This is a genomic window from Streptomyces sp. BV286 (assembly GCF_019090165.1).
GTDB lineage: Bacteria > Actinomycetota > Actinomycetes > Streptomycetales > Streptomycetaceae > Streptomyces.
Map to the genome: position 1 here is coordinate 12021 of NZ_JAHRIB010000080.1, position 19951 is coordinate 31971.

General features: G+C 71.8%; 21 protein-coding genes. 15 read left to right on the forward strand and 6 right to left on the reverse strand.

The window, feature by feature from the left end:
* The first annotated feature begins 69 nt into the window (after positions 1-69).
* A complete protein-coding gene (locus KUF83_RS11480) occupies positions 70-750 on the forward strand; it encodes a triacylglycerol lipase (RefSeq protein WP_217454530.1) in 681 nt (226 codons plus the stop codon).
* 149 nt (positions 751-899) lie between these two features.
* Positions 900-1601 (forward strand): class I SAM-dependent methyltransferase, encoded by a 702-nt coding sequence (locus KUF83_RS11485; RefSeq protein WP_217454531.1) that lies wholly within the window; start codon positions 900-902, stop codon positions 1599-1601.
* A 45-nt stretch (positions 1602-1646) separates the two neighbouring features.
* On the opposite strand, the gene KUF83_RS11490 is transcribed toward KUF83_RS11485, so the two are convergent.
* Positions 1647-1985: a fic family toxin-antitoxin system, toxin component gene (locus tag KUF83_RS11490; protein WP_217454559.1), complete on the reverse strand. Its 339-nt coding sequence runs from the start codon at positions 1983-1985 to the stop codon at positions 1647-1649.
* 49 nt (positions 1986-2034) lie between these two features.
* On the reverse strand, positions 2035-2262 hold the full coding sequence (locus KUF83_RS11495; RefSeq protein WP_151483877.1) for an antitoxin: 228 nt from the start codon (positions 2260-2262) through the stop codon (positions 2035-2037).
* 199 nt (positions 2263-2461) lie between these two features.
* Here KUF83_RS11495 and KUF83_RS11500 point away from each other — a divergent pair, with 199 nt between their 5' ends.
* The 10 genes from KUF83_RS11500 to mug all read left to right on the forward strand — a co-directional run bounded on the left by KUF83_RS11500 (position 2462) and on the right by mug (position 13447).
* Entirely contained in the window at positions 2462-3310 is an 849-nt protein-coding gene (locus tag KUF83_RS11500) for an ABC transporter ATP-binding protein (protein ID WP_217454532.1), read from the forward strand.
* 11 nt (positions 3311-3321) lie between these two features.
* On the forward strand, positions 3322-5889 hold the full coding sequence (locus KUF83_RS11505) for an FtsX-like permease family protein (RefSeq protein WP_217454533.1): 2568 nt from the start codon (positions 3322-3324) through the stop codon (positions 5887-5889).
* A gap of 61 nt (positions 5890-5950) precedes the next feature.
* Positions 5951-6838, forward strand: a complete 888-nt coding sequence (locus KUF83_RS11510; protein ID WP_217454534.1) for a TIGR03621 family F420-dependent LLM class oxidoreductase — start codon at positions 5951-5953, stop codon at positions 6836-6838.
* A gap of 134 nt (positions 6839-6972) precedes the next feature.
* Positions 6973-7398: a GNAT family N-acetyltransferase gene (locus tag KUF83_RS11515; protein WP_217454535.1), complete on the forward strand. Its 426-nt coding sequence runs from the start codon at positions 6973-6975 to the stop codon at positions 7396-7398.
* A gap of 174 nt (positions 7399-7572) precedes the next feature.
* Positions 7573-8928 (forward strand): hemolysin family protein, encoded by a 1356-nt coding sequence (locus KUF83_RS11520; protein ID WP_217454536.1) that lies wholly within the window; start codon positions 7573-7575, stop codon positions 8926-8928.
* Complete coding sequence (locus tag KUF83_RS11525) at positions 8925-9947, forward strand: hemolysin family protein (RefSeq protein ID WP_217454537.1); 1023 nt, start codon at positions 8925-8927, stop codon at positions 9945-9947. Before KUF83_RS11520 ends, KUF83_RS11525 begins: the two co-directional genes overlap by 4 nt.
* Positions 9948-10085: 138 nt before the next feature.
* Positions 10086-10877 (forward strand): SGNH/GDSL hydrolase family protein, encoded by a 792-nt coding sequence (locus tag KUF83_RS11530; RefSeq protein ID WP_217454538.1) that lies wholly within the window; start codon positions 10086-10088, stop codon positions 10875-10877.
* 151 nt (positions 10878-11028) lie between these two features.
* Positions 11029-11400: a DUF4326 domain-containing protein gene (locus KUF83_RS11535; protein WP_217454539.1), complete on the forward strand. Its 372-nt coding sequence runs from the start codon at positions 11029-11031 to the stop codon at positions 11398-11400.
* Between the two features lie 59 nt (positions 11401-11459).
* The gene (gene purB, locus KUF83_RS11540; RefSeq protein ID WP_217454540.1) at positions 11460-12899 is read left to right on the forward strand and encodes an adenylosuccinate lyase; all 1440 of its coding nucleotides are present in this window, start codon (positions 11460-11462) and stop codon (positions 12897-12899) included.
* Complete coding sequence (gene mug, locus KUF83_RS11545) at positions 12896-13447, forward strand: G/U mismatch-specific DNA glycosylase (RefSeq protein ID WP_217454560.1); 552 nt, start codon at positions 12896-12898, stop codon at positions 13445-13447. Before purB ends, mug begins: the two co-directional genes overlap by 4 nt.
* A gap of 1 nt (position 13448) precedes the next feature.
* Here mug and KUF83_RS11550 read toward each other — a convergent pair whose 3' ends face one another.
* The 3 genes from KUF83_RS11550 to KUF83_RS11560 all read right to left on the reverse strand — a co-directional run bounded on the left by KUF83_RS11550 (position 13449) and on the right by KUF83_RS11560 (position 15643).
* Positions 13449-13892: a hypothetical protein gene (locus KUF83_RS11550; protein WP_217454541.1), complete on the reverse strand. Its 444-nt coding sequence runs from the start codon at positions 13890-13892 to the stop codon at positions 13449-13451.
* A 66-nt stretch (positions 13893-13958) separates the two neighbouring features.
* Positions 13959-14684, reverse strand: coding sequence for an ABC transporter permease (locus KUF83_RS11555; protein ID WP_217454542.1), 726 nt, complete (start codon positions 14682-14684; stop codon positions 13959-13961).
* A 2-nt stretch (positions 14685-14686) separates the two neighbouring features.
* Positions 14687-15643 (reverse strand): ATP-binding cassette domain-containing protein, encoded by a 957-nt coding sequence (locus tag KUF83_RS11560; RefSeq protein ID WP_217454543.1) that lies wholly within the window; start codon positions 15641-15643, stop codon positions 14687-14689.
* Between the two features lie 108 nt (positions 15644-15751).
* Here KUF83_RS11560 and KUF83_RS11565 point away from each other — a divergent pair, with 108 nt between their 5' ends.
* From KUF83_RS11565 to KUF83_RS11575, 3 genes are all read left to right on the forward strand, one after another.
* On the forward strand, positions 15752-16930 hold the full coding sequence (locus KUF83_RS11565; RefSeq protein ID WP_217454544.1) for a sensor histidine kinase: 1179 nt from the start codon (positions 15752-15754) through the stop codon (positions 16928-16930).
* Positions 16931-16944: 14 nt separating this feature from the next.
* The gene (locus tag KUF83_RS11570; protein ID WP_217454545.1) at positions 16945-17607 is read left to right on the forward strand and encodes a response regulator transcription factor; all 663 of its coding nucleotides are present in this window, start codon (positions 16945-16947) and stop codon (positions 17605-17607) included.
* Positions 17608-17709: 102 nt separating this feature from the next.
* Positions 17710-18867: an ROK family protein gene (locus KUF83_RS11575; RefSeq protein WP_217454546.1), complete on the forward strand. Its 1158-nt coding sequence runs from the start codon at positions 17710-17712 to the stop codon at positions 18865-18867.
* Between the two features lie 220 nt (positions 18868-19087).
* On the opposite strand, the gene KUF83_RS11580 is transcribed toward KUF83_RS11575, so the two are convergent.
* Entirely contained in the window at positions 19088-19849 is a 762-nt protein-coding gene (locus KUF83_RS11580) for a GntR family transcriptional regulator (RefSeq protein ID WP_217454561.1), read from the reverse strand.
* Between the last annotated feature and the right edge of the window lie 102 nt (positions 19850-19951).

Genomic DNA, 19951 nt, shown 5'->3' on the forward strand with positions numbered 1-19951 from the left:
TTTCACCGATGCGCCGCGCGTAGACCCCGCCGGACACTCCTGACGAACCCACCCCCGTCAGGAGGCGTCATGACCCGCCGCATTCGCACTGCCGGCACGGTCTTCGCAGCCGCGCTCGCGTCGCTGCTCCTGTCCCTGCCCGCGTCCCCGGCCCACGCGGCCGCCCGCAATCCCGTCGTCTTCGTCCACGGACTGAGCAGTTCGTCGAGCAGCTGGGACGACTGGATCGCCGACTTCAAGGCCGACGGCTACACGAGCTCCGAGCTGTTCTCCTGGTCGTACGACTGGGGCCAGTCGAACGTCACGACCGCCCAGCAGCTGTCCGCCAAGATCCAGAGCGTGCGTACCCAGACCGGAGCGGCCAAGGTCGACCTGGTCGTCCACTCGATGGGCGCGCTCAACTCCCGCTACTACCTCAAGAACCTCGGCGGCACCGCGTACGTGGACGACTTCGTGTCGACGGCCGGTGTGAACCACGGGACCACGACGGCCGGCTGGTGCCAGTGGCTCTACACGTCGTGTGCGCAGATGTACACCGGCAGTTCGTTCCTGACCGCGCTCAACTCGGGGGACGAGACACCCGGCAGCGTCTCCTACGCCAGTTACTGGTCGAACTGCGACGACGCACTCACCCCGGACACCAGTGCGATCCTCAGCGGCGCCACCAACGTCGAGGTCGGATGCGTCTCGCACACCGACATGAACAACGACCACGGCGTCTACGAGCAGGTGCGCGACTTCGTCGCCTGACGCCCCACAGGTCCGTCCCGGGGTCCCGGCGCGGCCGGGATCCCAGGGCGGACCGTGGCGGAGCGGGCGAGAACCGCCGGGCGGCGGACGGGTGAGGGTGGCCCTCCGGGGGGACAATCGCGGTAGGTCCGCACCCAGGGGAGGCCCGTATGCGACCGCTCGGCTCCAGATCCGGCAAGGCCGGCCCGCTGCCTCCGCCTCCGGTGCACCACCCGCTGTTCGCCCGCTTCTACGCCCGGCTGAGCGTGGCGGCCGAGCCCGCGATCGGCGTCCATCGCGACGAGCTGCTCGCCGGGCTCTCCGGCCGGGTCATCGAGATCGGCGCGGGCAACGGCCTGAACTTCGCCCACTATCCGGGCACTGTCTCGGAGGTCGTCGCGATCGAACCCGAGCGCCGCCTGCGGCAGTTGGCCGGGACCGCCGCCCGGCGCGCGGAGGTGCCGGTCGACGTGGTGCCGGGGGTCGCGGAGGCCCTGCCGGTCAAGAGCGAGGCGTTCGACGGGGCCGTCGTGTCGCTGGTGCTGTGCAGCGTACGGGACCTGCCGCGGGCGCTCGCCGAGATCCGCCGGGTCCTGCGCCCGGGCGGTGAGCTGCGCTTCTTCGAGCACGGCAGGGGCGGTGGCCGCGCGATGACGACCGGGCAGCGCGTCCTCGACCGCACGGTGTGGCCGCTGCTGTTCGGCGGCTGTCACGTGGGCCGGGATCCGGTCGCCGCGATCAGGGACGCGGGGTACGAGCTCGGCGCCTACCGGCGGCTGCTGGTGCCCGACAGGGGGCCGCGGACGCCGAGTTCGTACTGCGTGCTGGGCACCGCACGCCGTCCCGACACCCGGGACCAGGCCGTCTCCTGAAGCCGTCCCGGCCGCCGGGCCGGATGTGCCGGGCCGGACCCCGTCTCACAGGCTCCACTGGCGCAGTTCTCGCGCGATGTCCTGCACCGTCGCCTCGCCCGTCTTGACCAGTCTGGCCAGGTCGCGGACCTGCTCGGGTGACGTGACGACCTTCAGGCCGCTGGCCACGAGGTAGGCGTACGCGACGGCCATGGCGAACATCGCGTTCGAACGTTCGAGCGCCGGCACGTGCAGCAGGAGCTGGAGCAGCGCGGCGGCGCGGGTGTGCGGGGTGTCGTAGACGGGGACGCCGAATATCGCGGCCTCGTGCCGGCTGACGGCGGCGACGAGTGCTCCCCAGTCGACGACCTGGGGGTCTCCGGGCGTCTTCTGTTCGGCGACCATGAGGAGCCAGGCGAGGTCGACTCTGATGTTCAGGGGTTCGTTCAAGAGCTCAGCGACGGCCTTCTCGTTCCGCGCCGAACTCCTCGGCGAACACGGACTCGTACTGCTTCATGAAGTCGGCGGCGGCCTCGACGAAGGTGTGGCCGGCCTCGCCGGTGTCCTGTCTGACCAGTTCCTCGATGTAGCGGTTGACGCTCATCCCGCGGGCCAGGGCGCGTTCACGCGCGGCGCGGGCGGTGCCCTCGTCCACGCGTACGTTCAGCTGGGTCTTCGCCATACTTCGAAGCTAGCGCCGAAACGCTAGCAACGGCAAGGGGACGGGCACGAACCTCTTCCCCTAAGGGTGCCCCTTACACGGACCTCAGGGACACCGACCTGCGACGGAGACCCACCCGGCACTTCGGGGGGATACCGGGTGTGCCCCGGATCACACTAGGCTCGCCCGCGGACACCGTAGTCCGACCTAGGAGGCGGCCTTGTCCACAGCAGCTGCGGAGCACGCCCTCGGGCGCACGGACGCCGAGGAGATCGCGGCCCGCGCCCGGGGTCTGACGAAGGCGTACGGGTCGGGTGAGACGGCCGTGATCGCCCTCGACTCGGTCGACGTGGACATCGCGCGCGGCCGCTTCACGGCGGTCATGGGGCCCTCGGGCTCCGGAAAGTCCACGCTGATGCACTGCCTGGCGGGGCTCGACACCGTCTCGACGGGACAGGTGTGGCTGGGCGACACCGAGATCACCGGACTGAAGGAGCGCGAGCTGACCCAGTTGCGCCGCGACCGGATCGGCTTCATGTTCCAGTCGTTCAACCTGATCCCGACCCTGAACGCGGCGGAGAACATCACGCTGCCCATGGACATCGCGGGCAAGAAGCCCGACGAGAAGTGGCTGAACCAGGTCATCGACCAACTCGGCCTGCGCGACCGGCTGAAGCACCGGCCCGCGCAGCTCTCCGGCGGTCAGCAACAGCGCGTCGCCTGCGCCCGGGCGCTCGCCTCACGGCCCGAGCTGATCTTCGCGGACGAGCCGACCGGCAACCTCGACTCCCGGGCGGGCCTGGAGGTCCTCGGCTTCCTGCGGGACGCGGTCGACGAGCTGGGGCAGACCGTCGTCATGGTCACGCACGATCCGGGCGCGGCCGCCCACGCCGACCTGGTCCTCTTCCTCGGGGACGGGCGGATCGTGGACGAGATGGCACGGCCGACGGCGGACGCGGTGCTGGAGCGCATGAAGAGGTTCGACACGATCCGCGGGACGTTCGAGGGCGACCCCGCCCCCGACCAGGACAACGTCCTCGACCAGGGCATCGCCCTCGACAAAGACTGAGGCAGACCGTCGTGCTGAAGGCGACACTCCGGAGTTTCCTCGCCCACAAGGGCCGGCTGCTGCTCTCGGCGCTGGCCGTCGTCCTGTCCGTGGCGTTCGTCGCGGGCAGCCTGATCTTCTCGGACACCGTCAGCCGTACGTTCGACCGGCTCTTCGCGTCCACGTCGGCCGACGTGACCGTGGCCCCGAAGGACGACCTGAAGTCACAGATCCCCTCCGGGGCTGTCGAGACGGTGCCCACGAGCCTCGTGGACCGCATCGCGAAGGTCGACGGGGTCGCCCTCGTGCGTCAGGACGTGTCCGTCGAGAACGTCACCGTCGTCGACAGTGACAACAAGTCGGTGGGCCCGACCACGGGCGCACCGACCATCGCCGGCGACTGGTACGTCACCGCGCGCAGCCCCGTGAAGCTGACGTCCGGGCACGCCCCGCGCGGGCCCGGCGAGGCGCTCCTCGACGCGGACACCGCCGACAAGAAGCACGTGCGCATCGGTGACACGCTGACCGTGATCGCGCAGCCCGGGTCGTTCAAGGTTGAGGTCGTCGGGATCGCGACCTTCACGACCACCAACCCCGGCGCCGCGCTCCTGTTCGTCGACCCGGCGGTCGCGTCCCAGAAGCTGCTGGGCAAGGCCGGGGCCGCCACCAGCATCCAGGTGGACGCGAAGGAGGGAGTGAGCGATGCGATGCTCAAGCAGCGCATCGCCGCGGAACTCGGCTCCGGCACCTACGAGTTGGAGACCGCGGACGAGCAGGCCGAGTCGGCGGCGTCCCAACTCGGCGGATTCCTCGACGTGATCAAGTACGTGATGCTCGGCTTCGCGGGGATCGCGGTCCTCGTCGGGATCTTCCTGATCGTCAACACCTTCTCCATGCTGATCGCCCAACGCACCCGCGAACTGGGCCTGTTGCGGGCGCTCGGCGCCGACCGGCGCCAGGTGCGCCGCTCCGTGCTCACGGAGGCGATGCTGCTGGGCCTGGTGGGCTCCACGCTCGGCCTGGCCGCGGGAATCGGGCTCGCGGCCGGACTGATCGAGCTCATGGGCCTGTTCGGCATGAACCTGAAGAGCACCGAGATGGTCATCGGGTGGGGGACGCCCGTCGCCGCGTACGTCGTCGGGGTGGGCGTCACCTTCGTCGCGGCGTATCTTCCGGCCCGCCGCGCCGCCGGAGTGTCACCGATGGCCGCGCTGTCGGACGCCGAGATCGCCGGAGTGGGACGGCCGTTGCGGGTCCGGGCCGTCGTCGGATCGGTCGTCGGCGCGCTGGGCGCCGCGGCACTGGTGGGCTGCGCGACAGCGACGAAGACCTCGTCCGCCGCCTCCCTGCTGGGCCTCGGTGTCGTCCTCACCCTCACCGCGACGGTGATCGCCGGACCGTTGCTCGTCCGCCCGGTGATCCGTGTCCTCGGCGGCTTCTTCCCGGCCCTGTTCGGGCCGGTCGGCCGGATGAGCCAGCGCAACGCGCTGCGCAACCCGCGCCGCACGGGCGCCACCGCGGCCGCCCTGATGGTGGGCCTCGCCCTGGTCGGCGGCATGTCCGTGGCGAGCGCGTCCATGACCAAGTCCTTCGACCAGCAGATCGACAAGACGCTCGGCGCCGACTTCGTGGTGCAGAACGCCAACTTCATGCCGTTCCCGCAGGAGATCACCGAGAAGGTGAAGGACACGGACGGCGCGGGACTCGTCGTACGGCAGCGCTTCGCGCCGGTCGCCGTCCGGCTGCCCGACGGCAAGCGCGTCAAGACAACGGCGGCGGCCTACGAGTCCCAGCTGGACGAGGTCGCCCGCATCACCTACGCCGAGGGGGACACGGCCGCCGCGCTCGCGGACGGGAACATCGCCATGGACGCCGGCTTCGCGAAGGACCACGACGTGCGCGTGGGGAGCACGATCCCCGTCGAGTTCCCCGCCGGGCGGAAGACCGAGCTGAAGGTGGCGGCGCTGACCGACCAGGACGCCGCCGAGGGCTTCGGAACGCAGGGCGGGCTCTTCCTCGGCTTCGGCACCGTCGAGAAGTACGTGCCCGGTGGCCAGGACTCCGCGCTGTACGTGAACGCGGCCGCCGGCGCCTCCGCCGACACGCTGCGCTCCAACCTCGACAAGGCACTCGACCCGTACCCCCAGGTGCAGGTCCGCGACCTCGCCGACTACAAGAAGCTGATCCACGACCAGATCGCCGTCCTGCTCTATCTGGTGTACGCCCTGCTGGGACTCGCGATCGTCATCGCGGTGCTCGGAGTGGTCAACACCCTTGCCCTGTCGGTGGTGGAACGCACCCGCGAGATCGGACTGCTGCGCGCGATCGGGCTCGCCCGGCGCCAGCTGCGGCGGATGATCAGGCTGGAGTCGGTGGTGATCGCCGTGTTCGGCGCGGTGCTCGGCCTGGCCCTCGGGCTCGTCTGGGGCGTGTGCGTGCAGCAGGTCCTCGCACTGCAGGGGATGACGGCGTTCGCGATCCCGTGGACCACCCTCGTCGCGGTCGTCGTGGGCTCGGCCGTCGTGGGCATCGTGGCGGCGCTACTGCCCGCGTTGCGCGCGTCGCGCATGAACGTGCTGGCGGCCATCGCGCACGAGTGATCGGTACGGGGCGCGGAGCAACGGTCCGAAACGTCACATCGCCCGCAGGTGAGGAGAGTTCATGCCGCGCCCCTTCCGTTTCGCAGCCAGCCTCGTCACGCCCGCCCCCGCGGGCGAATGGCGCGCCAAGTGCCGCCGCGCCGAGGAGCTCGGCTACGACGTGATCCTGGTCGCCGATCATCTCGGCATGCCCGCTCCCTTCCCCTCGCTGGTCGCGGCCGCCGCGGCGACCGAGCGGCCCCGTCTCGGCACGTTCGTGCTCAACGCCGGGTTCTGGAACCCGGCGCTGCTCGCCCGCGAGGTCGCCACCACGGACGCGCTCACCGGCGGACGCCTCGAACTGGGGCTCGGCACCGGATACGTACAGGCCGAGCACGACACGGCCGGGCTCCCGTACGGTTCGCCGCGCGAGCGTGTGGACCACCTGCGGCACACGGTCAAGGAGCTGGACCGGCTGCTCGGCGCGGCGGACCGGCCGCCGGGGGCGGCGCAAGAGCGGGTGCCGCTGCTCCTCGGCGGCAACGGCGACCGGATGCTGCGGCTGACCGCCGAACACGCGGACATCGCGGCCTTCACCGCCGCGCGCACGGTGCGGGGCAGCACGACCGGAACCCTGGAGCCGCTCTCCGCCGAGGAGATCGACGAACGGGTGGCCCTCTACCTGCGCCTCGCCGCCGACCGCCCCGAACCCGCCGAACTGAACCTGCTCGTCCAGCTGGTCGTCGTCACGGACGACCCGCAGGGCGCCGTCCAGCCTCTCCTCCCCCACATCCCGCACCTCACCGAGGAGCAGGTCCTGGAGCTGCCGATCGTGCTGGCCGGCTCGGTGGAGCAGATCAGGGAGAAGGTCCGGGCGGTACGGGAGCGGTACGGATTCTCGTACCTGACGGTGCTGGAGCCGTACATGGAGGCCTTCGGGGCGGTCATCGCGGGGCTCCAGGGCGAGTGACCGCGGCCGGGCCTGCCCGGAACGCGCAGGGCATGCGCTGCGGAGGGCCTGCGGATGCGCGCGAGTGCGGGCGAGGACGCGTCCGCATCGTGGAATCCGATGACCGTGCGCTTCGGCCGTGATGGGATCGGGCCATGAATGATCTTCGGATACGTGCCGCCGCGCCGGAAGACCTCGACGCCGTTCTCGCCTTCTGGAAGACCGCCGCCGAGGGCACCAGCATCAGTGACGACCGGGCCGGGGTGGAGCGCCTGATCGCGCGCGACCCCGAGGCGCTGATCCTCGCCGAGCGGGACGGGGAGCTCGTGGGCACCGTCATCGCGGGCTTCGACGGCTGGCGCTGTCATCTGTACCGGCTGGCGGTGGACCCGGCCCGGCGCCGCCAGGGCATCGGCTCGGCGCTTCTGACAGCGGCCGAGGAACGGTTCGTGCGCCTCGGCGGGCGCCGGGGCGACGCGATGGTTCTGGCACGCAACGAGACGGCACACCATGCCTGGCGCGCGGCGGGGTACACGCCGGAAGAGCACTGGCGGCGTTGGGTCAAGCCGCTGGTCGAGTGACCGCAGCCGGGACACCACCGGTCCTTCGCTCACGAAGGACCGCACGGTCCCCGAGGAAAGGTGAGAGCGTCCGCCCATGGGCGAGCCTTCCGACCACCGACGGCACGGCGTCCCGCCACGCCGACATCGAGCGATTCCTCCGCCCCTGCCCGATCATGGGACGGAGGTGACCCGATGACCGAAGTGCTCCTCCTCGCCGTGGCGGTGGTGCTCTCGCTGGCCTGCGGCGCCTTCGTCGCGGCCGAGTTCTCACTGACCACCGTCGAGCGCAGCCAACTGGAGCGGGCCGTCGAGCGCGGCGAGGTCGGCGCGGCGGGCGCCCTCAGGGCCGTACGGAACCTCACCTTCCAGCTCTCCGGCGCTCAGCTCGGCATCACGGTCACCAACCTCGTCGTCGGCATGCTCGCCGAGCCGTCCGTCGCCAAGCTCATCGCCGGTCCCCTCGAAGCCGCCGGGGTACCTCCGTCGGCCACCTCGTCCGTCGCTCTGGTGATCGGTACGGCCCTGTCGACGGTCTTCCTGATGGTCGTCGGCGAGCTGGTGCCCAAGAACTGGGCGATCTCCTCGCCACTCGCCGTGGCCAAGCGGGTGGCGACGCCGCAGCGCTGGTTCAGTGCGGTGTTCCGGCCGTTCATCACCCATCTCAACAACACCGCCAACCGTGTCGTACGCCGCTTCGGCATCGAGCCGGCCGAGGAGCTGGCCTCCGCGCGCGGCCCGCAGGAACTGGTCGCCCTGGCCCGGCACTCCGCGAAGGAGGGGGCCCTGGAGGCGGACACCGCAGAACTGTTCGTCCGTACGCTGAACCTCGCCGACCTCACCGCGGAGAACGTGATGACTCCGCGCGTCCAGGTCATCGCCCTCGACGTCCAGGCGACCTGCGAGGACGTGGCGAACGCGACCCGGGCGACCGGGCTGTCCCGCTTCCCGGTCTACCGCGGCAACCTCGACTCGGTCGTCGGAGTCGCACACATCAAGGACGTCATCACCGTGCCCGCCGACAGGAGGGCCCGTACGCCCGTGTCCCAGGTGATGCGCGAGCCCCTTCTCGTACCGGAGACGCTGACCGTCGACCGGCTGCTGGACCGGCTGTCCGGCAAGCGCACGATGGCCGTCGTCATCGACGAGTACGGCGGCACCGCCGGGGTCGCCACCCTCGAGGACATCGTCGAGGAGGTCGTCGGGGAGGTGCGCGACGAGCACGACCCGCACGAGACGCCCGACCTGGCCCCGGCCGGCACGGACGACGAGGGCCGCACGCTGTACTCGGCCGACGGCTCCGTCCGCACCGACCGCCTGGCCCGGGTCGGCCTGCGCGCGCCCGACGGGCCGTACGAGACGCTCGCGGGCCTGGTCGCGACCGAACTCGGGCGCATCCCCGCCGAAGGGGACACGGTCGAGGTCGCCGGTTGGCGGCTGGACGTGGTGGACGCGACGGGGCGGCGGGCCGCCCGGGTACTGATGCACACGCCGGACGCCACGGACAGCCGTGCCGACGGGGCCGGACCGGAAGGAGGGCGGCGACGATGACGGCCGTACAACTGCTGATCGGCCTGGCGACCCTGGTCGTGAACGCCTTCTTCGTGGGGGCCGAGTTCGCGCTGATCTCCGTGCGCCGCAGCCAGATCGAACAGTCCATGGAGAGCGGCGGGACCGGGGACCGGCGGGCGCGCGCCGTGCTCTGGGGGCTGGAGCACGTGTCCGCCCTGATGGCGGCCGCGCAGCTCGGCATCACGCTGTGCACGCTGGTCCTGGGCGTGGTAGCCGAGCCCGCGATCGCGCATCTGCTGGAGCCGCTGTTCCACGCGGTGGGGCTTTCCTCCGGCACGGGGCACGCGATCTCGTTCGTGATCGCGCTCAGCCTGGCCACGTATCTGCACATGCTGCTCGGCGAGATGGTGCCGAAGAACATCGCGCTCGCCGAGCCGGTGCGGACGGCGCTGCTCCTCGGTCCGCCGCTGGTCGGCCTGTCGCGGGCGCTGCGGCCGGTGATCTTCACGGTCAACGCGTTCGCCAACGGGCTGCTGAAGCTGCTGCGCGTCGAGGTCCGGGACGAGGTGTCGGCGACCTTCTCGGACACCGAGCTGGCCCGGCTGGTGAAGGACGCCAGCGAGGCGGGGCTCATCGACGACCGCGCCCAGGAACGTCTGCACGACGCCCTGGAACTGGGACGCCGTCCCGTGCGGGACGTGGTGCTGCCGCTGGAGCGCGTCGTCTACGCGCGCCTGGGTGTCACGCCCGAGCAGCTGGAGGCCCTGTCCGCCGAGTCCGGGTTCTCCCGCTTCCCCGTGGTGGACGACGGGCTGCGCATCGTCGGCTACCTCCACGTCAAGGACGCCCTGGACGCGATGCCGCGCGACCTGCGGTTCCGGGTCCAGGACATGCGGCCCATCGCCCGCGTCCGCGAGGGCACGCCGCTCGACGACGTCCTGACGGCGATGCGGCGCAGTCGTACGCATCTCGCCGCGGTGCTCGGCACGGACGGGCGGCTGGCGGGTCTGGTGACGATGGAGGACGTGCTGAGGGAGCTGTTCGGTCAGCCCGTGTGACGGTGTCGGTGGCACGGGCGGTGGCGGTGTTGTCGTAAGGGCCGTGTCGGCGTCGGTCGCCGCTGCGCGGGGTGTGCCCGCCGTGCGCACCCAGCGGCAGACCGGCGGGTATGTGCACGCGATATCATTTCTTCCGCCATGCAGACGAACGCCACCTTCACCAGCCTTGTCGCCGTCGGCGACTCCTTCACCGAGGGCATGTCGGACCGCCTTCCCGACGGCTCGTACCGGGGCTGGGCGGATCTCCTCGCGGCCCGGATGGCCGCGCAGACGCCCGGCTTCCGCTACGCCAACCTCGCGGTGCGCGGGAAGCTCATCGGACAGATCGTCGCCGAGCAGGTGGACGTCGCGGTGGCCATGCAGCCCGACGTGATCACGCTGGTCGGCGGCCTGAACGACACCCTGCGGCCCAAGTGCGACATGGTGCGGGTCCGCGAGCTCCTGGAAGAGGCCGTGGAGCGTCTGGCGCCGGCCTGCAAGCAGCTCGTCCTGATGCGCAGCCCCGGACGCCAGGGCCCGGTACTGGAACGGTTCCGCCCCCGCATGGAGGAACTGTTCGTCTGCATCGACGATCTCGCCTCCCGCCACGGAGCACTCGTGGTCGACCTCTACGGAGCGGCGTCCCTGGGCGACCCCCGCATGTGGGACGTGGACCGGCTGCACCTGACGGGCGAGGGGCACCGGCGGGTCGCCGAGGCGGTCTGGCAGGCACTCGGGCACGCGGCGGAGGACGCCGAGTGGCACACCCCGATGCCGGCTTCCGCCCCGCCCGGCTGGGCCGCCCGTCGGGTGGCCGACGCGCGCTTCGCCCGCCAGTACCTACTGCCGTGGATCGGCCGCCGGCTGACCGGCCGCTCGTCGGGCGACGGCCGCCCGCCCAAACGACCGGAACTGCTGCCGTACGAGGAGTACCGGGGGCCGGTGGATTAGGGGCGGCACCCGCGGCGCGGCGGCGGTGGTACGAGGCCTGGCGGTGGTACGAGGCCTGCGGCCCTGGTGGGCAGGCGGGCGGGTGGCGTACACCGTCCGTGCGGCGCATGATCGGGCTCGCCGCCCCCGAGCGAGCGTGAACGGAGAGCCCGTGACCACGACCGTGATCAACCTCAAGGGACACATCCACGAGTTCGGCGCCCGGCTGGAGCGGGCCCCGGCGGACCTGGTCTACGTCGGCCGGCGCTGGACCATGGGGCACTGGGACCTCCCCCGGCACCCGCTCTACAACCCGTTCGCCTACGACACCCCCACCAGGAAACGCGACGGAACCCGCGCCGAGGTGATGGCCAAGTACCGGGCGTACCTCCTCGAACGCCCGGACCTGCTGGCTCTGGTGCCCGAACTGCGCGGCAGGACACTGGCCTGCTGGTGCACGCCCGAGCTGTGCCACGGCGACATCCTGGCGGAACTCGCCGACGCCGGGCCCACCCCACCCGCCGCCCCCGGTCCGCTCTCGTAGGTTCCGACGAACGGGCCCGCGGCGCCGGCCTGCAGGAACCGCCAGTAGAATTCCTCCACGTGACTGCGCCTGCAAAGCCCCGTATCCCGAACGTCCTCGCCGGCCGCTACGCCTCGGCCGAGCTCGCCACCCTGTGGTCCCCCGAGCAGAAGGTCAAGCTGGAGCGTCAGCTCTGGCTCGCCGTGCTGCGGGCCCAGAAGGACCTCGGGATCGAGGTGCCCGACGCCGCCCTGGCCGACTACGAGCGGGTCCTCGACCAGGTCGACCTGGCCTCCATCGCCGATCGCGAGAAGGTCACACGCCACGACGTGAAGGCCCGGATCGAGGAGTTCAACGACCTCGCCGGGCACGAGCACGTCCACAAGGGCATGACGTCCCGCGACCTCACCGAGAACGTCGAGCAGCTGCAGATCCGGCTCTCCCTCGAACTGGTCCGCGACCGCACGGTCGCCGTCCTCGCGCGACTGGGCAAGCTCGCGGGCGAGTACGGCGAGCTGGTCATGGCGGGCCGCTCGCACAACGTTGCGGCGCAGGCGACGACCCTCGGCAAGCGTTTCGCGACCGCCGCCGACGAGCTGCTCGTCGCGCACGGCCGGGTCGAGGAACTGCTCGGCCGCTACCCGCTGCGCGGCATCAAGGGCCCGGTGGGCACAGCCCAGGACATGCTGGACCTGCTGGGCGGGGACGCGTCGAAGCTCGCCGACCTGGAGCAGCGGATCGCCGGGCACCTCGGCTTCTCGCAGGCGTTCACGTCGGTGGGCCAGGTCTACCCGCGCTCGCTGGACTACGAGGTCGTGACCGCGCTCGTACAGCTGGCGGCCGCCCCCTCGTCCACCGCCAAGACCATCCGGCTGATGGCCGGGCACGAGCTGGTGACCGAGGGCTTCAAGCCGGGCCAGGTCGGCTCCTCCGCGATGCCCCACAAGATGAACACCCGCTCCTGCGAGCGCGTCAACGGCCTGATGGTGATCCTGCGCGGCTACGCCTCGATGACGGGCGAACTCGCGGGCGACCAGTGGAACGAGGGCGACGTGTCCTGCTCGGTGGTGCGCCGGGTCGCGCTGCCGGACGCGTTCTTCGCGCTGGACGGTCTGCTGGAGACCTTCCTCACCGTCCTCGACGAGTTCGGCGCCTTCCCGGCCGTCGTCGCGCGCGAGCTGGACCGCTACCTGCCGTTCCTCGCGACGACGAAGGTCCTGATGGGTGCGGTGCGCGCGGGTGTGGGCCGTGAGGTCGCGCACGAGGCCATCAAGGAGAACGCCGTCGCCTCCGCCCTCGCCATGCGTGAGCAGGGTGCCGAGCGCAACGAGCTGCTGGACAAGCTCGCCGCGGACGAGCGCATCCCGCTCGACCGTGCGCAGCTCGACACACTGATGGCCGACAAGCTGTCCTTCACGGGCGCCGCCGCCGACCAGGTGGCCGCGGTCGTGGCCCGTGTCGAGGAGATCGTCAAGCAGCACCCGGAGGCCGCGGGCTACACGCCGGGGGCGATCCTCTGACGCGGTACACCCCCGCCGAGTTGGAGGCCGCCCGCGACCGGCTCGTGCCGGACGTCGCCACGGACGGCCTCCAGGTCCTGTTCTGCGGGATCAATCCCGGCCTCATGACGGCGGCGACCGGCCACCACTTCGCACGCCCCGGCAACCGCTTCTGGCCCGTCCTGCATCTGTCGGGCTTCACTCCCCGGCTGCTGAAGCCCTCGGAACAGGACGAGCTGCTCTCGTACGGGCTCGGCATCACCAACGTGGTGGCGCGGGCGAGCGCCCGGGCCGACGAACTGAGCGCGGACGAGTACCGGGAGGGCGGGCGTCTGCTCGCCGCCAAGGTGGAACGACTGCGGCCACGCTGGCTCGCGGTGGTCGGTGTGACCGCCTACCGGACGGCGTTCGACGACCGCAAGGCGGCGATCGGCCCGCAGGAGCGCACGTTCGGTGCCACCCGGGTGTGGGTGCTGCCCAACCCCAGTGGTCTGAACGCGCATTGGACGGCGGCGACGATGGCGGAGGAGTTCGGGCGGCTGCGGAAGGCGTCCGGGAGCCGGGGCTGATTCACGGCGGGTCGACCTCGGTGACCACGGCGAGCAGCTGGAACGGCAGCTCCGTGTCCCACTGGGAGACGCCCAGGGCGATCCAGCGGTCCTGGGTGTCGGTCCTCCAGAGGTGGATGTCCGGTACGTGTGAGCTGAGCGTGCCCCAGGGCTCCGGTATGTCCTCGCCGTCCATGCTCCGCTCGAAGACACCGGCCAGGCTGAAGACGCCCGGACGGCCCCAGCGGCTGGTCAACCGCTCGGAGAGGCCGTCCCTGTCGAGCTCGTACTGCGTCTCCGTCTCCTCCCTCCCCGTGCCGTCGTCCTCCCAGAAGCCGTCGCTCGTCGCTAACTCGGCGATGTGGTAACCGGGTCCCGCCGTGCCGACGTCCGACCTGCCGTGCTCCGCGGGGAAGTCGCGGGTGCGCAGCAGGTCGATCGTGGCCAGGTGCTGTGCCGTGGTCATGCGTTCCAGTAAAGCGGCCACCACTGACAAGTGGCGATGCGTCAGGTGCGGGGGCCTCCTGCCGGTTCACGCGTCCCGGCGCCGGACGCTCCACGCACCGGCCAGCAGCGCGGCCCCTGCCCACGCCGCCGTCACCGCGAGTCCTGTCCACGGGCCGAGCGCGCCGTCCCACGTCTCGTGCAGGATCACCTGTCCCGCCTTGTCGGGCAGGAAGTCGGACACGCTCCCGGACACGTCGCCGACCACGAAGGAGACGATGAGCAGGAAGGGGATGAGGATGCTCAGGGTGGCGACGCCGCTGCGCAGCAGCGCGGTCAGTCCGGCGGCGAACAGGGCCATCAGCGCGAGGTAGATCCCGCAGCCCACGGCTGCCCGCACCCCCTCGCCCCAGCCCAGCCCGCTTCCCCGGTCGCCGAGGACGGCCTTGCCCACGAGCAGGCTCACGACTCCGGTGAGGAGGCCGACCGCCAGGGCCGGTAGCCCCACCGCCGCCGCCTTCGCCGCGAACCAGCGCCCACGGTGGGGCACGGCCGCGAGCGAGACCCGCAGGGCACCGCCCTGGAACTCGGCGGAGACGGCCTGCGCGCCGAAGGTGATCGCCGCGATCTGCCCGAAACTGACGCCGAAGAACGCCGAGAACAGGGGGTCGAAGTCCGCGTCCGCTGCGTTGTCGAGCCCGGCGAGCGCGGAGAAGACCGCGGTGACGGCCACGACGGCGCCCAGTCCGGCGACGAGCGACCGAAGCGTACGGATCTTGAGCCACTCCGAGTGGAGTGCGGGAGTGAACGGCACGGTCAGACCTCCTGCGGCTGGGTCGGGGACTGGGCTGCGAACTCGGCCTCCGGGGCCGTCAGATCGAGGTAGGCCTGCTCCAGCGTGCCTTCCTCCGCGGCGAGTTCGAGGAGGGGCAGACCCGCGGCCGACACGAGGCGGCCGATGTCCTCCACGCGCGCGTGGTGCACGATCCACCTCTCGTCCTCACCCGCGCTCTCACCCCCGCTCGCCCTCTCCACGGCGTCGTATCCGTTCCGTGCGAGCAGCTCACGAAGGGCCGGTCCGTCCGTGGTGCGCACCCGTACCCGGGGGTCCACGCGCGCGTGGATGAACTCCCGCATCGGCATGTCGGCGAGCAGTCTGCCGCGGCCCAGTACGACGAGCTGGTCCGCGAACGACGCGGTCTCGTTCATCAGATGGCTGGAGACGAGCACGGTGCGGCCCTCACGGGCCAGGCGTCGCAGCAACTCCCGGATCCAGATGATGCCTTCGGGATCGAGGCCGTTCGACGGCTCGTCGAGCAGGATCACCGGCGGGTCACCGAGCAGCGCTGCGGCGATGCCCAGTCGCTGGCGCATGCCCAGCGAGTACGTCCTGACCCGGCGGCGGGCGACGGAGGCCAGCCCCGCCTCCTCCAGGACCTCGTCCACGCGGCGCTCCGGCAGGCGATTGCTCGCCGCGAGGACGCGCAGGTGGTCCCGGGCGGTACGCGAACCGTGTGCGGCCTGCGCGTCGAGCAGGGCGCCGACGTGGCGCAGCGGCTCGTCGAGGGTCGCGTAGGCGCGTCCGCCGAGGGTCGCGGTGCCGGACGTGGGCCGGTCCAGGCCGAGTACGAGCCGCATGGTGGTGGACTTCCCCGCGCCGTTGGGCCCGAGGAAGCCGGTGACACGGCCCGGCGCGACACCGAAGGTCAGCCGGTCCACGGCTCGCGTGGTGCCGTACTCCTTGGTGAGTTCTTGGACGTCGATGCTGGTCATGGCCCAAGACTGGTCGGCGGGAGGGGTGTTGGGCCTCCCCCGCCCGGGGAGTGCGTCTCCCCCGCCCGGGGGAGGCTCGTTGTCGGTGCCGGCTGGCACGATGACGGGATGGTCCGCCTGCTGCGCCCGCTGACCCGCGGGACGACGTACACCCGGCTGCTGCACCTGTGGGTGCCGATGCTGTTCGTCAGTCTGTGGATGTTCATCGACCAGACCAAGCCGTGGGTGCCCGCACTGCTGGTCATTCCGCTGGGGCTGATCCCTGCCGTGCGCCGGGGCGAGGGTGTGCAGGCGAGGTACATGCTGTCGCCGGGCGAGGGGGACGCGCGCGGGGAGCGGGGGCAGGACGCGACCATCTCCGTCGCGCCGTCGGCCACCTGGCACGACCGGTTGCGGACGGTGCTCCTGCTGGAAGCGCGCATGGCCTTGGGGTGGGTGGTGGCGGGTGTCTCGGTCTGGCTGCCGGTCATCACCGTGGACCTGATCCGGATCTCGACGGGCTACGTGCCGGACGACAATCCGTTCCTTCCGGTGTCGCAGCCGCACTGGGCCTACGCGCTGCTCGCGCCCCTCCCCCTGGTCGCGCTGTACGCCGCCGTGGTCGGCCTCGGCGAGCTGATGACGGTGATCGCGCGCCGTCTGCTCGGTCCGTCCGCCGCCGAGCGGCTCGCCGCTCTGGAGGAGCGCACCGAGCAGCTCCTGGAGCGCACCCGCATCGCCCGTGAACTGCACGACTCCATCGGGCACGCGCTGACGGTGGCCGTGGTGCAGGCCGGAGCCGCGCGTGCCGCGGGGAGCCCCGAGTTCACCGACCGGGCCCTGCTGGCCATCGAGGACACCGGCCGTGCCGCGCTGGAGGACCTGGAGCGGGTGCTCGGTGTGCTGCGCGAGTCGCAGCGGCCCGCGAGCGGCCGCCCCACCCTGGTGGAGGCCGACCGGCTCCTGGAGTCGGCGCGCACATCGGGGGCGAAGATCGACGCCGAGATGACGGGCCCTCTGGAGACGGTGCCCGGACCGGTCTCGCGCGAGGGCTACCGCATCCTCCAGGAGTCCCTCACGAATGTGCTGCGGCACGCGGGCTCGGTGCCCGTCCGCATCCGTATCGCGGTCGAGGGCCGGACGCTCTCCTTGGAGGTGCGCAACCCGCTGACCGCGGAGATACCGGGGCCTGGCCGGGGCAGCGGCCTGCGCGGCATACGGGAGCGGGCCTCGCTGCTCGGCGGCACCGCGCGGACCGGCCCGGACGAGGGCGACTGGCAGGTGCACGTCGAGCTGCCGTTGCGCTGATCTACGCTGGCCGGATGCCGGTCACCGTTCTGCTCGTCGACGACGAACCCCTCGTACGAGCCGGTCTGCGGGCCGTTCTGGAGGCGCAGCCCGACATCGAGGTCGTCGGTGAGGCCGCCGACGGCGCGGCGGTGATCCCGCTGGTGCGGCGGCTGCGGCCCGACGTCGTCGCGATGGACGTCCGTATGCCGCTGATGGACGGTATCGAGGCCACGCGCGCGGTGCTGCGGACCGTCGACCGGCCGCCGAAGATCCTCGTGGTGACGACCTTCGAGAACGACGAGTACGTGTACGAGGCGCTGCGCGCGGGGGCGGACGGCTTTCTGCTGAAGCGGGCCCGGCCGGCCGAGATCGTGCATGCCGTGCGGCTGGTCGCCGAGGGAGAGTCGCTGTTGTTCCCGGCGTCGGTGCGGCAGTTGGCCGCGGAGTTCGGGGACGGCGACGGGAATCCCGCGGCCCGGGCCGCCCTGGAGCGGGCGGCCCTGACCGACCGTGAGGCGGAGGTGCTGCGGCTGATGACGCGGGGTCTGTCGAACGCGGAGATCGCCACGCGGCTGGTGGTCGGCACCGAGACGGTGAAGTCCCACGTCAGCGCGGTACTGGCAAAACTGGGGGCCCGGGACCGCACGCAGGCGGTGATCGCGGCGTACGAGTCGGGTTTCGTGGCACCCGGCTGATTCCGGTCCCGGGCGGTGAAGGGGTCCCCGGCACTCGCCGGGACCCGCCGCGCCGAGTACGATCCGGCCAACCGACACGCGCACGAGCTGGGAGGACGGACGTTGGGGCAGTTGACCGGCGGGGATCCCTCTCTGCTGCGGAGGATCAACTCCGCGGTGGTGCTGCACGCGCTGCGGGCCACGGACTTCGCGACCCTCACCGAGATCACCCGGGTGACCGGGCTGTCCCGGCCCACCGTCGAGGGTGTCGTGGAGGGTCTCATCGTCGGCGGGCTCGTCGTGGAGACCGCGGCCGACGAGAGTGCCGCGCGGCGCCAGGGCCGGCCCGCGCGCCGGTTCCGCTTCCGGGCGGAGGCGGGCCATCTGCTGGGGCTGGAGATCGGCCCGCACCGTGTGGCGGTGCTCCTGTCGGATCTGGACGGCCGCGTCCTCGGCTCGCTCGCCAAGGACGTCTGCGAGACGGCTCCGGCGGACGAACGGCTCGAACGGCTGCGTACGGCCGTCGCCGAACTGTTGCGGCGCGCGGGAATCGCACGTGGTTCCCTGCGGGCCGTCGGTGTGGCCTCCCCGGGCATCGTCGAGGCCGACGGCACGGTACGCCTCGGTACGGCGCTTCCGGAGTGGACGGGCCTGCCGCTGGGCGAACGGCTGCGCCGTTCCTTCAAGTGCCCGGTGCTCGTGGAGAACGACGCCAACGCGGCGGCGGTCGCCGAGCACTGGAAGGGCGCCGCCACCGATTCCGACGACATGGTGTTCGTCCTGGCCGGCCTGAGCCCGGGCGCCGGGGCCCTGATCGGCGGGCGTCTGCACCGCGGATACGGCGGGGCGGCCGGTGAGATCGGCGCGCTGCACCTGCTGGGCCGGGAGGCGACTCCCGAGACGCTGCTGTCGACGACCGGCGAACCGCTGCACCCGCTCGACGAGCAGGCGGTGGCGGAGGTCTTCACGCACGCGCGTGAAGGCGACGAGCGGGCTCTGGCGGCCGTGGACCGCTTCATCCAGCGGCTGGTGCACGACGTGGCCGCGCTCGTCCTGGCCCTCGACCCGGAACTCGTCGTGATCGGCGGCTGGGCGGCGGGCATCGACGGCGTCCTGGAGCCGCTGCGCAAGGAGCTGGCCCGCTACTGTCTGCGGCCGCCCCGGGTGACGCTGTCGCTGCTGGGCGAGGCGGCCGTCGCGACGGGCGCGCTGCGGCTGGCTCTCGACCATGTGGAGGAGCAGCTCTTCGCGGTGGAGGGCACCGTGACGGCACGGCGCTGAAGCGGCCCTCGGAAGCCACCCGGGGCACCCCGCGCCACGGTCCCGCGTCACGTCAGGCCCCGTACCGCAGGGCTCGTCGCCGCACGGCGGCACGCGGTCATCGGCGGTCGCACAGCAGCGGCACAGCGCCGCAGCTCCCGGCTCCCGGCTCCCGGCTCCCGGCAGCAGAACGTCGCGCCCCGGAGGCGGGGCGCGACGTGTGCGCGAGATTCGGCTCCGGTCAGGAAGCGCGACGCTCCGGGTCGTGGTGGATCTCCACGCCGCCGGAGTCGCCGAAGGTCAGCCGGCAGGTGTCGGCGCGGTAGGTGGCGACGGAGACCGCCGCCGTGCGTCCCTCGGCGACGAAGCGGGTCGTGACGACGAGGACGGGCGCGCCGGGAAGGCGGTCCAGCTCCTTCGCGTCGTCCGCCCGGGCCGAGCCGAGCTCGACCGCACGGTCCTGGCCGTCCAGGTCCAGGCGCTGGAGCTCCCGCAGTACCGCACGCGCGCGGGCGACTCCCGCGGGTGCGTCGATGCCCGACAGCTCGGGCACCGAAAAGGCCGGGATGTACAGCAGTTCGGCGGCGACCGGCTGGCCGTGCGTCATCCGGGAGCGGCGCACGACGTGCACCTGCTCGTCGCTCTCGGTCTCCAGGACCTTGGCCACCGCCGGGGGCGGGACCGCGACCGAGCAGTCCGCCGGCTGCCAGGCGTCACCGGCCGCGCCCGGCCAGACATGCTGCTCGGAGCCGACGGCCACACCCATCCTCGGCGGGGCCACGGTCGTGCCGACACCGCGGCGGCGCTGGAGCCGCCCTTCCAGTTCGAGCTGCTCCAGGGCCTGGCGGAGCGTGGCCCTGGCTACGCCGAACCGGGCTGCCAGATCGCGCTCGTTGGGCAGGATCTCGCCCACCGAGAACTCGGAGTCCAGTGCTTCGCTGAGCACGGTCCTGAGGTGCCAGTACTTGGGCTCCGGCACCGTATCCAACTGCGTGGTCCCCACCCTGTCCTCCGCAATCGCCGTGTACCGGCGGCTTTTAGCGCCCTTGTTTATTAAAGGTTCCTGCACTATCCCTGCGACCATAGGGCCGCCCCCACCCTTGGT

What these genes read in the sequence shown, in the direction of transcription:
- KUF83_RS11480 (WP_217454530.1), top strand. Translation starts at nt 70, where the DNA reads ATGACCCGCCGCATTCGCACTGCCGGCACGGTCTTCGCAGCCGCGCTC.
- KUF83_RS11485 (WP_217454531.1), top strand. Translation starts at nt 900, where the DNA reads ATGCGACCGCTCGGCTCCAGATCCGGCAAGGCCGGCCCGCTGCCTCCG.
- KUF83_RS11490 (WP_217454559.1), bottom strand. Translation starts at nt 1,985, where the DNA reads ATGGTCGCCGAACAGAAGACGCCCGGAGACCCCCAGGTCGTCGACTGG.
- KUF83_RS11495 (WP_151483877.1), bottom strand. Translation starts at nt 2,262, where the DNA reads ATGGCGAAGACCCAGCTGAACGTACGCGTGGACGAGGGCACCGCCCGC.
- KUF83_RS11510 (WP_217454534.1), top strand. Translation starts at nt 5,951, where the DNA reads ATGCCGCGCCCCTTCCGTTTCGCAGCCAGCCTCGTCACGCCCGCCCCC.
- KUF83_RS11515 (WP_217454535.1), top strand. Translation starts at nt 6,973, where the DNA reads ATGAATGATCTTCGGATACGTGCCGCCGCGCCGGAAGACCTCGACGCC.
- KUF83_RS11520 (WP_217454536.1), top strand. Translation starts at nt 7,573, where the DNA reads ATGACCGAAGTGCTCCTCCTCGCCGTGGCGGTGGTGCTCTCGCTGGCC.
- KUF83_RS11525 (WP_217454537.1), top strand. Translation starts at nt 8,925, where the DNA reads ATGACGGCCGTACAACTGCTGATCGGCCTGGCGACCCTGGTCGTGAAC.
- KUF83_RS11530 (WP_217454538.1), top strand. Translation starts at nt 10,086, where the DNA reads ATGCAGACGAACGCCACCTTCACCAGCCTTGTCGCCGTCGGCGACTCC.
- KUF83_RS11550 (WP_217454541.1), bottom strand. Translation starts at nt 13,892, where the DNA reads ATGACCACGGCACAGCACCTGGCCACGATCGACCTGCTGCGCACCCGC.
- KUF83_RS11560 (WP_217454543.1), bottom strand. Translation starts at nt 15,643, where the DNA reads ATGACCAGCATCGACGTCCAAGAACTCACCAAGGAGTACGGCACCACG.
- KUF83_RS11565 (WP_217454544.1), top strand. Translation starts at nt 15,752, where the DNA reads ATGGTCCGCCTGCTGCGCCCGCTGACCCGCGGGACGACGTACACCCGG.
- KUF83_RS11570 (WP_217454545.1), top strand. Translation starts at nt 16,945, where the DNA reads ATGCCGGTCACCGTTCTGCTCGTCGACGACGAACCCCTCGTACGAGCC.